Source organism: Priestia megaterium, assembly GCF_023824195.1.
Lineage (GTDB): Bacteria > Bacillota > Bacilli > Bacillales > Bacillaceae_H > Priestia > Priestia megaterium_D.
Genome location: NZ_CP085442.1, coordinates 1,440,928 through 1,455,035 on the forward strand (window position 1 = coordinate 1,440,928; position 14,108 = coordinate 1,455,035).

Annotated in this window: 15 protein-coding genes; 12 read left to right on the forward strand and 3 right to left on the reverse strand. The window is 38.3% G+C overall.

The features are described from left to right. Positions 1–11 precede the first annotated feature (11 nt). The 3 genes from LIS78_RS07370 (at position 12) to LIS78_RS07380 (ending at position 1,255) form a co-directional block, all read left to right on the forward strand. The gene (locus LIS78_RS07370; RefSeq protein WP_013056168.1) at positions 12–326 is read left to right on the forward strand and encodes a hypothetical protein; all 315 of its coding nucleotides are present in this window, start codon (positions 12–14) and stop codon (positions 324–326) included. Positions 327–456: 130 nt separating this feature from the next. Further along, positions 457–918 (forward strand): divergent PAP2 family protein, encoded by a 462-nt coding sequence (locus LIS78_RS07375; protein WP_013056169.1) that lies wholly within the window; start codon positions 457–459, stop codon positions 916–918. A 61-nt stretch (positions 919–979) separates the two neighbouring features. Further along, the gene (locus LIS78_RS07380) at positions 980–1,255 is read left to right on the forward strand and encodes a DUF6123 family protein (protein WP_013082383.1); all 276 of its coding nucleotides are present in this window, start codon (positions 980–982) and stop codon (positions 1,253–1,255) included. Positions 1,256–1,261: 6 nt separating this feature from the next. Here LIS78_RS07380 and LIS78_RS07385 read toward each other — a convergent pair whose 3' ends face one another. Beyond that, a complete protein-coding gene (locus LIS78_RS07385) occupies positions 1,262–1,660 on the reverse strand; it encodes a reverse transcriptase-like protein (protein WP_033578453.1) in 399 nt (132 codons plus the stop codon). Positions 1,661–1,879: 219 nt separating this feature from the next. Here LIS78_RS07385 and LIS78_RS07390 point away from each other — a divergent pair, with 219 nt between their 5' ends. From LIS78_RS07390 to LIS78_RS07400, 3 genes are read left to right on the forward strand one after another with little or no spacing between them, the layout of a single operon-like run. Next, positions 1,880–2,533: a ribonuclease H family protein gene (locus tag LIS78_RS07390; RefSeq protein ID WP_195783306.1), complete on the forward strand. Its 654-nt coding sequence runs from the start codon at positions 1,880–1,882 to the stop codon at positions 2,531–2,533. Positions 2,534–2,562: 29 nt separating this feature from the next. Further along, positions 2,563–2,745, forward strand: coding sequence for a zinc-finger domain-containing protein (locus LIS78_RS07395; RefSeq protein WP_013056173.1), 183 nt, complete (start codon positions 2,563–2,565; stop codon positions 2,743–2,745). Between the two features lie 56 nt (positions 2,746–2,801). Then, on the forward strand, positions 2,802–3,074 hold the full coding sequence (locus tag LIS78_RS07400) for a DUF2564 family protein (protein ID WP_013056174.1): 273 nt from the start codon (positions 2,802–2,804) through the stop codon (positions 3,072–3,074). A gap of 59 nt (positions 3,075–3,133) precedes the next feature. Here LIS78_RS07400 and cspD read toward each other — a convergent pair whose 3' ends face one another. Further along, entirely contained in the window at positions 3,134–3,337 is a 204-nt protein-coding gene (gene cspD / locus LIS78_RS07405) for a cold-shock protein CspD (RefSeq protein WP_013056175.1), read from the reverse strand. A 277-nt stretch (positions 3,338–3,614) separates the two neighbouring features. On the opposite strand from cspD, the gene LIS78_RS07410 reads away from it, so the two are divergent. From LIS78_RS07410 to LIS78_RS07420, 3 genes are all read left to right on the forward strand, one after another. Continuing rightward, positions 3,615–3,902: a hypothetical protein gene (locus LIS78_RS07410; RefSeq protein WP_013056176.1), complete on the forward strand. Its 288-nt coding sequence runs from the start codon at positions 3,615–3,617 to the stop codon at positions 3,900–3,902. A 302-nt stretch (positions 3,903–4,204) separates the two neighbouring features. Then, a complete protein-coding gene (gene bcbE / locus LIS78_RS07415) occupies positions 4,205–5,446 on the forward strand; it encodes a bacillibactin exporter BcbE (RefSeq protein WP_195780729.1) in 1,242 nt (413 codons plus the stop codon). 167 nt (positions 5,447–5,613) lie between these two features. Beyond that, the gene (locus tag LIS78_RS07420) at positions 5,614–9,819 is read left to right on the forward strand and encodes a tetratricopeptide repeat protein (RefSeq protein ID WP_252284892.1); all 4,206 of its coding nucleotides are present in this window, start codon (positions 5,614–5,616) and stop codon (positions 9,817–9,819) included. A gap of 28 nt (positions 9,820–9,847) precedes the next feature. On the opposite strand, the gene LIS78_RS07425 is transcribed toward LIS78_RS07420, so the two are convergent. Then, complete coding sequence (locus LIS78_RS07425) at positions 9,848–11,143, reverse strand: purine/pyrimidine permease (protein ID WP_252284893.1); 1,296 nt, start codon at positions 11,141–11,143, stop codon at positions 9,848–9,850. 252 nt (positions 11,144–11,395) lie between these two features. Between LIS78_RS07425 and dppA the strand changes: the two genes are divergently transcribed. From dppA to LIS78_RS07440, 3 genes are read left to right on the forward strand one after another with little or no spacing between them, the layout of a single operon-like run. Next, on the forward strand, positions 11,396–12,220 hold the full coding sequence (gene dppA, locus LIS78_RS07430; RefSeq protein ID WP_252284894.1) for a D-aminopeptidase DppA: 825 nt from the start codon (positions 11,396–11,398) through the stop codon (positions 12,218–12,220). 14 nt (positions 12,221–12,234) lie between these two features. After that, complete coding sequence (locus tag LIS78_RS07435) at positions 12,235–13,164, forward strand: ABC transporter permease (protein ID WP_195780726.1); 930 nt, start codon at positions 12,235–12,237, stop codon at positions 13,162–13,164. Continuing rightward, positions 13,148–14,104: an ABC transporter permease gene (locus LIS78_RS07440; RefSeq protein ID WP_252285326.1), complete on the forward strand. Its 957-nt coding sequence runs from the start codon at positions 13,148–13,150 to the stop codon at positions 14,102–14,104. The genes LIS78_RS07435 and LIS78_RS07440 overlap by 17 nt, the downstream gene beginning before the upstream one ends. The last annotated feature ends 4 nt before the right edge of the window (positions 14,105–14,108 follow it).

Below are 14,108 nucleotides of genomic sequence, written 5' to 3' on the forward strand. Positions count from 1 at the left end.
AGGAGATAGCGATGGGTCGTCAAAAATTAGGTAATAAAAATGCGCAAGCGAATAACAATGCAAAGCATAATTATAACCAAGAGTTCTCTTCTGAGTTTAAAGCAAATCAGGCTCAAAAAGCAAAGCGTGCAAAAAGTGCAAATGACACTTATGCTGGGGAGTTTGCTTCTGAGTTCAACGTGCAACAAAACCAAAACAATTCTGTTAACAAGAAGTTAGAAGCTAATAAAAGTGCAAATAATCAATATGGACAAGAATTCGGCTCTTATGCTGAAGTTGAATCTGCCAAAATGAATAATGCTGCACAAAAAAAGCGTAAAAAATAACAGAACTGTTTCCAAAAGCGCCGGAATTAGTCTGCTCTATCAGCAGATTAGCCCGGCGTTTTTTGTTGGGCAATATTTGCTTGGGTACGAGACGTCAATCCATCGCAAACTATAGATGAGGTGAAGCAATATGAATAAAGGAATTGTCATTGCTCTTTCATCAATCGGTTTAGCCCAAGCCTTAAAAATCCCAATTAAAAAGTATCAAACAGGAAAATGGGATATGCGGATGATTGCTGCGTCGGGTGGAATGCCAAGCTCTCATTCAGCCGGCGTATCTTCTTTGGCGACCTATGTAGCGTTAAAAAGAGGTGTTTCTACGATTGACTTTGCGCTAGCATCTGTTTTTGGAATTATTGTCATGTACGATGCACAAGGAATTCGAAGGCAGACTGGCGAAATTACTATTAAAGTGAATACGTTAGATGAAGAAATTGAAAAGCTTGCGGGTCTTCCAGACGGAGGCTTTCACGATTTGACGGAACAGCGCTTGAAAGAAATGCTTGGGCATCAGCCCGAAGAAGTGATTGGCGGAGCCATTTTAGGAGTAGCACTTGGAGCAATTGGCTATTTTTTAGAAGGGAAATCATAGTCAAATAGCCAAAAGTAAGCTAAGATAAAGAAGAACCTTTGCAAAAGGATGGGACGAAAAAGTGACAAAAACAGCTCAAACCGTTGAAGAGTATCTTCTTTATCTTGAAGAAAAAGGCTTTCATTTAGCAGAAGATGCACGTGGATTTATTTCATTTGGTCAGCAGTATACGCGTGCAGCTGACGAGATGGTCATATTTACAATTGAATGGACACTAAAAGTACAAAAAGAATTTGACGGCAGTTTTTTTGTATCGCTCCTCGAGAATTTGACATCAAATCGTATTAGCAATCAAAAACAAGCCATTCAATATTTAAAGTCATCAGGTATGATTTAAGCAGGATTACATTCCTGCTTCTTTTTGATTAATGGCTTGTCTGGCCAGCTGATCAGCACCTGCATTTTGAGAGCTAGGGATCCACTTTATAAAAAATAAATCGAATTGACTGGACAATTTGAGGGCTTCTTCCAGTAAAGGAGCAAACGCTTTATTTTTAACGTATTCTTGGTTCATTGCGCGGTCTACTAGCTGAGAGTCCGTTCGAAAAGATACGCTCGTATACTTTTTTTCTAAACAAATTTTTAATGCATGAAGAAGTGCATGGTACTCTGCTTCATGATTCGTCATTGTCCCAAGAGCAATAGCGTAACGATGATGTTCACCATTTCCTTTAATTAAAATACCAGCTCCAGAAGGACCAGGATTGCCAGCAGTGGCTCCGTCTATATAAACTTCAATCATCATACAGCCTCCTTGTTAAAACAATATAAGCTTAAACCATGTTTTTTCATCAATAGTATTGTATCATAAGTACTTCAGCTATTTTATATTAGCACGTATAAACGCTAAAATCCGCTTATTAGGTAAGAAAACTGTCATGAAAAGACATAATAGAAGATAAAATACAAAAAAGCAGAAAAAGTGTTGAATTCAAAATTGCTGATGAAAGGAATGCTCGTTATGAATTTCCAAATTGAATGGCATTATAAATCCTCGAAACATAAACAGTTAATTTTCACATCCGATTTCACAGATGCGAATGAGGCGCTAATGATTGTGGGTGATTTAGAAAAAACAGGTCGAACGAAGGAAATTTTTCTACTTGATGAGCAGCAGCAAAAATGGACTGTAAAAGAAGCGAAAAAGCTCTTACAGGAAGTACAGACAGAGCCTCATGATATTGTGGCATATTTTGACGGAGGCTATGAGCATGATACGCTCTTAGCGGGGCTTGGGGTTGTGATTTATTTTAAACAGAACAACAAGTCTTACCGAATACGACGCAACTCAAGACTGCAAGAGATTGAATCAAATAATGAGGCAGAGTATGCTGCTTTTTATTATTTAATACAAGAGCTTGAGGAACTTGGTGTTCATCATATACCGGTAACGTTTAGAGGTGACTCTCAGGTTGTATTAAATCAGCTGGCTGGGGAGTGGCCCTGTTTCGAAGAAGAGTTTAATCGGTACTTAGATCGAATAGAAGATAAAATGCAGGAACTTGGTATCCGACCGGTATATGAGCCTATTTCGAGGAAGGAAAATGAAGAGGCTGACCAGCTTGCTACTCAAGCTCTTCAAGGGATACCAATTGCTAGCAGGAAGCAAGTGTAACACACAGAACGAAATGGAGATGAACGAGAGTGGAACGTAAACAATTATTAGAAGAAGTAACGGAGTTATTGGATTACTACTGTAGTGATTGTTTTGTAAAAAAAACGTTTAATAAAGAAAAGGGCAAAACATACGCTCAGACGTTTTGTATTAAAGAGTGTACTGTAGGAGAAAAAATTAAGCAGTATGGAGATTTGCTGACTAAAAAGTAAGCGTGTATAATTTGCAGGCAGCAGCTTCATTCTATCCATATGGAGGTGTTCTTTCAATGGATAAGTTTTCAAATGAAGAAGTAACAACAGGATATAATGATTTAAAGCAAGTAGAAGTGTCTATTCAATCTGCTCAAAAGATGATTGGAACAGCTACGATGAGTATGAGTCCTCAGCAGCTTGAAGAGGCAACGAATGCGCTTAATGATGCAAAAGCACAGCTTCAATCTGCCAAAGCTCATGGCACAGGAGTAGACGAGCAATTTCTTCAGCAGTGCATGCAGTCTATTCAAACATGTGAACAGCAGCTTACTGAGGCCAAACGCTAGGTATAACAAAAAAGAGACTCGGAAAAGAGTCTCTTTTACTATAAAATAAAAAGATCTATTTATGATAGCTTAGTGACATTAGCGGCTTGTGGGCCTCTATTGCCTTCTACAATTTCAAAAGATACCTCTTGTCCTTCTTCCAAGGATTTATAACCTTCGCTTTGGATGGCAGAAAAATGTACAAATACGTCGCTGCCGCCTTCAACTTCAATAAAACCATAGCCTTTTTCATTGTTGAACCATTTTACTTTACCATTTTGCATAACTTGAATCCCCCTAGTACTGTGCAGCCTCATGCTGCTGAAACTCGAATTATCATTTCCAATAGAGGTAAATGATTGTTTATATTATATAATAAGAAGAAATAAAATTTCAACATTAAAATTTCACTTTTCTGAAAATTGAATTTTCATTTAACATAGACGTAGTACAATTATAACTAAAAAAATTTCTTATGAGATGAAAAATAACTGAAAATTTAGTTTATAATAAAAGTATAGTCAGCATAATTTTAACGCGGTGATAAGGAGTGGGTCGTGTATGTATCGTACACAAGTAAATGGAAAAGAAATCATTTTGTTATTTTCAACGCTCGAAGCAGCAAAGAGCCGCAGCAACCTAGAGAAAGAGCAAATTTATAAGCGAGTATTGCATTTAAATGAGCAGCTGCTAATGTTTCAAAATGGAACAAGCTTCACTATTGGCGATCCGTTAGGATTAATTGTAGCTCAAGTGAAAAAAAGTGATTTGACAACCATATATATCGAACATATCATTGATAAACAGTTTATGTATGATGGAGATGGTCATCGAGGTGAAGTAGTGTAACAAGATGACACCTATATATGAAGAAGCGTACGGAGATACTCGTACGCTTCTTCATATATAGGATTTAAAATATGTGATTTTACAAGTATTAACAGGGATAAATAACAAAGTTCAATAAATTAAAGAAGAACAGTGAAACCATGAATAGCAATCACCTTTTTAGCTAAAAAATATAGATACACATCATCTTATGTAATGAGATAGTTAAGCTTTAAAATCAATGAACACGAGAGGTTTTATAACGCTTAAATTGAAAAACGTGTGATTGTGACGTTAATTAGAAGTAAGGTTTGGAGGACGCTATGGAAAGTAGAAAAAAATTGGATTTACTTGCTCTTGCTTCTGTGCCACTTATCATGACCCTCGGAAATTCAATGTTAATTCCGGTATTGCCGGTGATTGAAAAACGTCTACAGATAAGCTCGCTGCAGGTATCCATGATTATCACGGTCTACTCAATTTTCGCTATTTTTTTAATCCCGATTGCTGGTTATTTATCAGATCGATTTGGCCGCAAGAAAATTATTATTCCTAGTTTGCTGCTTGCCGCAGTAGGAGGGGCTTTAACAGGCTGGGCTTCATGGCAAATGGCCAATCCTTTCTGGGTTATTTTAATTGGCCGCGCGATTCAAGGAATAGGTTCAGCAGGAGCTATGCCTGTTGTGATGCCTTGTGTAGGAGATATGTTCAAAGACGAGCAAGAAATTACAAAAGGACTAGGTTTAATTGAAACAGCTAATACGTTTGGGAAAGTACTAAGCCCAATACTGGGAGCTTTTTTAGCGGCTATGATTTGGTTTCTTCCTTTTTGGTTCATTCCTATTCTTTGCCTTATTTCGATTCTTTTGGTTATCTTTTTAGTAAAAGTTCCGAAAAATGATAGTTCTTCTGAATCTGAACAAAAAAAGAAAAGTATTACGCAGTTTTTGAAGGATTTGAAGAAAACGCTCAAAGAAAATATTGGATGGCTTATGGCTATTTTTATTTTAGGCGCCATTATTATGCTTGTATTATTCGGTGTTTTATTTTACCTATCGACCATACTAGAGGAGCGTTATCATATTGTGAATACGAAAAAAGGTTTAGTGATGGCTATTCCTTTGCTAGCTTTATCTATTTCTTCTTTTGTGGCGGGGAAAAAAGTTGGAAACAATAAAATCGTTATGAAGTGGTCTGCTTTTTTTGGCTTTTTATTGTTAACATGTTCTTTCATCATTTTATTTTTTAATACGTCTCTTTTTAGTATTTTACTCACTTTAGTGCTTGGTGGAATTGGAATTGGAGCAGCTCTTCCCAGTCTTGATGCGCTTATTACAGAAGGAATTGAAAAGGAAGAGAGAGGAACCATTACGTCTCTTTACAGTTCGATGCGCTTTGTCGGAGTAGCAGCTGGGCCTCCTCTTTATACATTGCTTATGAAGTGGTCGGACATGGCTGTGTTCCAAACGTCTCTAGGGATTAGTGCGGTAGGTGCCATTTTAGTTTTAAAAGCTATCAAACCAAAACCTGAAGGCGGCGTAAAACTGAAGAAAGCTGAAGTGTGATTTTACGGAGCTGTCTTATGATAAAAGACAGCTCTTTGCTATTTAAAGACCCGTCAATATGCTTAAATTTATATTGTGTCTAGAAAAAATCCTTGAAATTTCTTATACTTCAATTTATAGACAGCAGATGCAATAGTTCTTATTTTATTGAATAAGGTGGTTTTGAATTGAGTATAAATTATCAGAAATTAAAAAGCATGGTGGATCATTATCAAATATTTGATCTTGTAGCGTATATAACAGAAGAAGTAAAAAGCCTTCAACCAAAGAGCCTTGCGGGGATTGTGAAAGAATGGTTAACAAACTTACAAACGGAAGAAGAGCTGTACGAGCTTATTCGCTTTTGTGATGAAGCTTTATTAAATCGTTTAAGCCGAATGTTAACGACATATGGCTATCGTCGATTTGGCTCGATTCGAATGGTGACTCTTTATTGCGATGATCTTCTGCGAGAAGGCAAGATACTCGACGCTGATGATAGACTTTCTTTATTAATTTCTCAGCTGGATACGGAATCAGTTAAAGAGGAACAGCTTGAGAAAATCTATTTTTTAAAGGTAAGAATTCTTTTAGAAATGAAACAAGTGGATGAAGCTTCTAAGTGGATGAAACAAGTAACGTCACATAATCAAAAGGGTATGGCTGACAGATGGGGTTATTTTTATTTGCAGCTCAATGACAGAATGAAAGCTGAAGCCTGCTTAAAAGAAGGAACGGCATATAAGAAGAATGGAGATTTTTGCTATGCAATGCTCGCGGACTTGTATGCGTATGAAGGGAAGCATGAACAATCGCTTGAAACAATTAACGAGGCTATTGTACGCTATCCACAGCTTCCGTCTTTATATATGGATAAAGTGATGCGATTAAAAGATTTAAAAGAGTATTCTCTCTTGCTTGAAACGATTGAATTTATCGACTCAAAGTTACCCTATCACGATTATCAAGATTTTTTTACGCTGCTGCGCGCCGACATTTATTTTGAACACCAGCAGCAATCTCAGCTTACGCATCTGCTCTCGACTAAGCGATGTTTAAAAGATTCACCTTATCAAAAATTAATCGGAAAGCATACAGACGATAAATTCAGTACAATCAAGCTTCCTATTGTACCAATTGTTCAAAAAGATAATTATTGCGTGCCAGCCAGTATGAGTATGATGTTAAAACTTTTACATACCGAAAAAACGCAGGATGAGATTGGAACGCGTATTTACGGAGGGTTAGGGTCCAAATTATCAACTGCGGTGAGCTACTTTGAATCTCTTGGCTTTGCAGCGATGTTTTTTACAGGCACAGTTGAACAGTTTAAAGAACTATTAGACAAAGGGCTGCCTATTTTGGTCAGTCTGGAATTTGAACAAGCTTCCCACGTTCAAGTTGTATTTGGCTATGATGATGAACTTGAACTTTTTCATGTACAAGATGCTAATTTTCTAAGTCCAACGTATGTAGAATATAAAAATTTTGATCAGCATTACGCTAATTCGGGTTTTTTATCAATTGTTGCTTCTAAAGCGGCAGCGGATCTCGCTTCACTTTCTAAAGAGCAAGATGTGTTTATTCGTCAGCTGTATGACTTAATCGAATTAGTTGAAGCGGATGAAGAGGCACACATTAACGATCTCGTTTCTTTATTAAAAGCAAATGAGCATGTTCCATTTGCCGCTATTTACAGTATGAAGCATTTGTACAGAAAAGAGCATGAAGCCTATATTCGTACGTGTATTAATCATGTGTTAGAGAAATATAGCAATCATGATTATCTTAAGCTTCACGCCGCATATGCCTTTTTTAAACTTGACGACAGTAAGGGAGCATCTTCCTTGTTACACCACATAGATAACAAAAAGCATAGCTCTTTTTATCACTATCTTAAAGGAAGAATTGCGCTGGATGAAGAGAAATATGATGAGGCTGCTGAAGCACTGCGCAGCTCGCTGCAATTAGACGTAGAGCAGCATTTGAACTGGAGCTATTTAGCACTTGCATATATGTACAAAGGAAACCTCGAAAAGGCTTTTGAATGCTCGACTATTTCCTTAAATATGTATGGCGATGAATCTTATACACAAATCAATCACGGACTTATTTTAATGGAGAAAGAAAGATACGCAGAAGCCAGAACTCTTTTCGACGCGTTATTAAAAGAAAACCCAAAAGATGCGCACAGCTGGTTTGAAAGAGCCCGTTGTGATGAACATTTAAAAAAGTTTCGTAAAGCTTACCGGGGATTTCAAGTAGCTAAACAGCTTTTGCCGACTGTTCCTTATCCATATCTTTCGATAGCTGATTTGCTACAATATCAACTAGAAAAAACAGACGAAGCTGAAAGCTATCTCAAAGAAGGCATGAAGCATCTCCCGAGCGACATGACAATTCGAGGAAGACTAGGCGATTTATACGTCGCGAATCAAAGGTACGAAGAAGCTATTGCTCTGTATAAAGAAGGCTTAAAAATAGAAGAAGATGCCCTTATGTATTTGGGCTTATCTTATGCGTATCTAGAAACAGGTGAACATTTAACGGCCGTTGATACGCTCACGCTTATTGCGCAGAAGTTTTCATCGAACAGTGACGTCATGTTGGATGCAGGCAGCATGCTTTTAGATGCAGCAAAACAAAAGGAGCTAGACAACCAAACGATAGAATTTGGATTTGCTCTTTATGAAGAAGGAATTCATTTTGCTCAAACAGCGTTAGATGAAGTGTTAGAAGCATATACGAGTTATTTAGAAGACACGGCTTTACTGACTCGTGGAATTAAGTTTTTAACTGCAGAACATCAAGAGCACCCTAATGAGATTTTGTACATGTGCTATTTAGGCATATTATACGAACAAGCCAAGCAGCTAACAAAAAGTGAGAAACTTTATCATCAAGCGCTTCGTATCAAGCAAGATGCTTTGCCATATTATCGATTAGGTGAAATATATCAATCAATGAATCGCATCACTGAAGCAAAAGAGGCCTTCCAAAAATGCTTAACTCTTGATAAAACATTTGAAGCCGCTTGTATGAAGCTTGCCGAAATGGCTTGTGAAGAACAAAATCGAACGGCTGAAAGGAATTGGCTGCTTCAATGGATACAGCTGAATCCTATGGAAGTAAACGTTGAGCACGCAGCTTCACTTTGTGAAACAGAGAAAGAGTATGAAGAGCTGTTAGAGGTATTAAAGAGCGTAGAGGAAATTGTGCTGCCTCAATGGCTCGCTGACAGCCAGGCTCATGTGTATCGCCTAAAAGGAGACATTTCACAGGCTAAAACGCATCTAGAGAAGGCCCTTGAACTAGATCCACAGAATCCTGCTATTCGCCATCATCAGGCAAAATGGCTCATCATGGAGCATAGATATGAAGAAGCTAGAACAATTCTTACAGAGTTACTAAGTGAGGATCCGGAAGATTACGCTCTATTTCAAACGTTCATGTCTAGCTTTCCAAATGGAAAAAAACTGTCCGGGCTTACGGCAGATTTAAAAAAGATAAAAATGGAAAAACAAAGCAAAAGCTTGTTATTTAAAAATGCAGCCGAGGCTTTAAATGAGTATGCCGATTCGATCGTAGAAGAGCAGCAAGGATCTATCTTCAAACGAAGCTTAGCAAAGTTCAAAGCAAAAGCAAAAACGGTTACGCTGCTTGGCTTAACGATTGAACTGTATGAACTTGCTATAAAAACGGATAGGAATAATAAAGAGGCTGTGCATGCATTTGCGGCTTTTTACGAAGAGAAAGGATTGATTGAAGATAGCATCACCGTGCTGAAAAAATCGCTGCATCAAAGCTGGGATTTTGATGTTGCCTATCATTTAGCCAATATACTCGTTAATATCCATGAAAATGAACAGGTTGCACATGAAGCGCTAAACTTAGTTCAAAAACTTCTTGAACAGCAGCCATATCATATAAATTTGCAGATATACCGAGCATTTATTTTGAGTAGCCTTGAAGAGGTAGAAAAATCGGAGGCAGCTTTTCAAGAATTACTTCAGCAGGAGATTTATCAGCCTGACATATATGCAGGACTAGCAAAACTGTATAATAAAACGGAACGTTATCATGAAACTGTTCAGCTTCTTCAAAAAGCAATTGAACAGCGTCAAGAGTATGAAGGGATGTATACCGATTTAGGTATCGCGTATCATTTAGAAGGTGAAACGGAAGCAGCAGCTTCGCTTATGATAACCAGAGTAGAAAGTGGAGACGAAGATCTTTTTATTCGCTATAACTTGGCATGCTATCTAGCTGTTCTTGGAAAAACTGCTTCTGCTCAGGAAGAGTTGGGTTATGTTTTAGCGCACGATGAAACGGGAGAATTTTATGAAATGGCTATGGAAGACGATGAACTAAAAGGATTAACGGTAAGAAGGTAAAAAGAAGCTGAGTTTCAGCTTCTTTTTTCTATCCCTCTTTTGCACCTTGTCTTTTCAAAGAAATAGATTCGAAAATTTCCAGTACAAGAATGATAATGGTGCCAAGAACTAATCCGTTGCTTAAAAACGTAGTAACTAAAGGTGGCAGTGTTGAAAAAGCTTGAGAAGGCAAAAACATAACCCCTATCCCCGACAGCAACGCAATACCGGCTTTTTTCATCGCTTTTTCGGGCTGTTTGGCATGCTTGAATTCTCCAATTCCAAGAGCCATCATACCTGTAAAAACAGGAAAGATTGCCGCGTATCCGACGGCAGGAGGAAGAGCGGACATAATGGACGTTAAAGGAGTAAAGATACTCAGAAAAAGCAAAAGACACGATGCTACAATAAAAGGAACTCGGCTATAAAGATTTGTAGCTGAAATAAATCCACCGGAACCTGAAATAGGAACGGCACCGACACCTGAAAACAATCCTCCAAGCAGCTGACTTATACCCGAAACCATCCCGGAACGCTTAATATTGTCTTTTTCAATTTTTTCTCCTTTGTGTTTATAAACAGACTCAACAACACGAATAGAAGCGAGCATGTTTGTAATTAAAATGAGCGTCACAAAAAAAGCAGTAACAACCATATTCCATTCAACGCGAGGAGCTCCAAATACAAACACTTTAGGTATGTAAAATAACTGCGCCTGAAATTCGATAGGTTTAGCTAACCCTAGCATTGCAAATACTCCCCAGCCTACACCAATACTAATAATAATGCTGAGCTTATTTAACGTCCGGTGCGATAATAAATAAAAAGTCAGCAGCAAAATCGCAGCTGAAGCCAGCGCAATTGGAAGTTTAATAGCTGAATTCGTTTCTGTAATGCCAAACATTCCTTTTAAAAAGGAACCGCTGAGCTGCGTCACTAATAAAATTAAATATGTACCGGTAACTGTCGGGGTAAAGTATTTTGCTAGTTTATCAATGAGACCAAGCAGGCTCATCAAAATAGCAATTATCCCGCTTATAAGGAGGGTGAACTGCAGCACGCGGAGCGTTTCAGAGTGAGAACCAAACAGAACGGTTCCAAGACTCGCATACAGAGAAAAGACGCCCCACCAAACGCCAGCTGGCCCTTCCATGATTGGGTATTTATGCCCTATAAACACCTGCAAGAGCCCGGATAAAGCCAAAATAAATAACGTTCGCTGTAAAAATTGAATAGAATCCGCTGCGTTTAAATGAAACTGAGAGGCAATTACAATAGGAACAATCATACTATTAGAAATCATAAATAAAAACCATTGTAGTGAAGCAATGGAAACTCGAAACATTCTTAACACCTCAATTAATGCCGACGAGCGGCTGAATGAACCAACAGGCTGCTCTATTATTTTACCATGGGATTTCCAATTTGTAAGCGATATCTTGTTAAAAGGAGGATGAGTAAAGTGTCAAAAAATTCAATATATTGTTGTAAAAAGAAGAAAGATAATTTATAATTTTCTTACAATTATAAATTATAAACATAAGAATAATTTATAATGAACTGACTAACAGTCAAGGAAGGAGGAGGAATAAGACAAATGAAACTATACCTGTCAGTTGATATGGAAGGAATTACGGGACTCGTCGATCACACAAATGTTCTGCGACAGAAAGAAAATTACGAAAGAAGCCGCAAAATAATGACGGATGAAGCAAATGCAGTAATTTATGCAGGATTTAGAGAAAAGTGCTCAGAAGTTGTGGTAAATGACAGTCATTCGAGTATGAATAATCTCCTTGTTGAACGGCTTCATCCAGAAACTCAGCTTATTTCAGGGAGCGTAAAACCATATTCAATGGTACAGGGATTAGATCAGACTTTTGATGGTGCTATGTTTCTAGGGTATCATGCTAAAGCATCCATGCCTGGTGTCATGTCTCATTCGATGATATTTGGTGCTCGCAATATGTACATAGACGATACAAATATTGGAGAGGTAGGCTTCAACGCATACGTCGCAGGGTATTACGGCGTTCCAGTTTTAATGGTAGCCGGTGATGACCAAACGGCGCTGGAAGCACAGCAGCTTATTCCAAACGTGACGACTGCTATCGTCAAACAGGCCATTTCACGTTCTGCAGCCAAAACATTAACCCCTAAGAAAGCAGAACAATTACTTCAAGAAAAAACAGCCGCAGCTATTCAACACAAACACCTTGTTAAACCTTTAATTCCACCTAAACATCCAACCTTACGAATAGAATTTGCAAATTACGGTCAAGCAGAGTGGGCCCATTTAATGCCGGGCACAGAAATTGAGCCTGGAACGACGACCGTTCGGTTTCAAGCAAAAGATATTTTAGAAGCTTATCAGGCCATGCTTGTTATGACTGAATTAGCTACGCGCACAACATTCTGTTAGAAGGTGGGATAAAGGTGAAAAGTTATATTTTGAAACGATTTTTATCCATGCTTGTTACGCTGTGGGTAATTGTGACCTTAACCTTCTTTTTAATGCATTCGATTCCTGGATCTCCATTTAATGAAGAACGAGCGACAAGCGATGCAGTTCAAAAAAACCTGGAATCATTTTATCACTTAGATGAGCCGCTAGCTGTGCAATATATTCTTTATTTAAAATCCATTGTTACCTTTGACTTTGGTCCTTCCATTAAACAGCCGTCTCAAACGGTTAACGACCTTTTAGGAAGAGGGTTTCCAGTGTCATTTGAACTTGGAATGGTGACGTTAATTCTTGCGGTGATTTCCGGTATTACACTAGGCATTATCGCTGCTCTTAGAAGGAATGGAATGATTGATTACATTGCGATGAGTATAGCAGTTATCGGATTGTCGGTTCCAAATTTTGTTATGGCCACGTTGTTAATTCAACAGCTTTCTGTTAATTTGAAAATTTTACCTGCCGCTACGTGGACGAGCCCTTTACATATGATTCTTCCGACTCTAGCTCTTGCCACAGGTCCTATGGCTATTATTGCACGTTTGACTCGCTCAAGCATGATAGAAGTACTAACTCAAGATTATATTCGAACAGCGCGTGCAAAAGGGCTTTCGCCAGTGAAAATTGTATTTAAGCATGCGCTTAGAAATGCTTTAATGCCCGTTATAACAGTTCTTGGAACGATTGCAGCCAGCGTATTAACCGGCACATTTGTTATTGAACAAATCTTTGCTATTCCTGGCATGGGAAAATATTTTGTGGACAGTATTAATACGAGAGACTACCCGGTAATTATGGGCACTACGGTCTTTTACAGTTCGATTCTCATCATTATGCTTTTTTTAGTAGACATTGCTTACGGAATACTTGATCCACGAATCAAACTGCATAAGAAGGAGGGATAACGTGCTGGAAAAACAGGAGTATAAGCAAATTCCTGATGAGTGGTTTGTGCCAAAGAAAAAAAACAAATCTGAAGCTGAAGCAGTTGTAAGGCCGAGTCTTTCTTATTGGCATGATGCTTGGCGCAGGCTTATAAAAAACAAGTTGGCCATGCTGGGTCTCTTTTTTTTAGTCATTCTCGTTGTGATGGCTATATTCGGCCCTATGTTTTCACCCTACAGTGTAACGAAAGCTTCTTTTACAGAGCAAAACCTTCCTCCTTCAGCTAGTCATTGGTTTGGAACGGATGACTTAGGCAGAGATATGTACACTCGGACATGGTATGGAGCTAGAATCTCTTTATTTGTAGGACTGATGGCAGCGCTTATTGATTTTATCATCGGTGTCATTTACGGGGGATTCTCAGGCTATAAAGGCGGAAAAACAGATAATGTCATGATGCGTGTAATTGAAATTTTATACGGTCTTCCTTATTTATTAGTGGTGATTTTACTGATGGTAGTCATGGGCCCCGGGCTTTCTACGATCATTGTGGCACTTTCCGTTACAGGTTGGATCGGGATGGCGAGAATTGTACGGGGGCAAGTATTGCAAATAAAAAACTATGAATACGTGCTTGCATCCAAAACGTTTGGAACAAAAACTAGTCGTATCATTAAGCGGAACCTGCTTCCAAATACGATGGGACCGATTATCGTTCAAATGACACTAACCGTACCAACTGCCATTTTTGCTGAAGCTTTTTTAAGCTTTTTAGGGCTGGGTGTACAGGCTCCTTATGCTAGCTGGGGAGTAATGGCAAACGATGGTTTATCAACGATTCTATCAGGCTATTGGTGGCGTTTGTTTTTTCCCGCTTTTTTTATTTCTCTTACCATGTTTGCTTTTAATGTCCTTGGAGACGGACTGCAAGATGCACTTGATCCAAAATTAAGGAGGTAAGCAA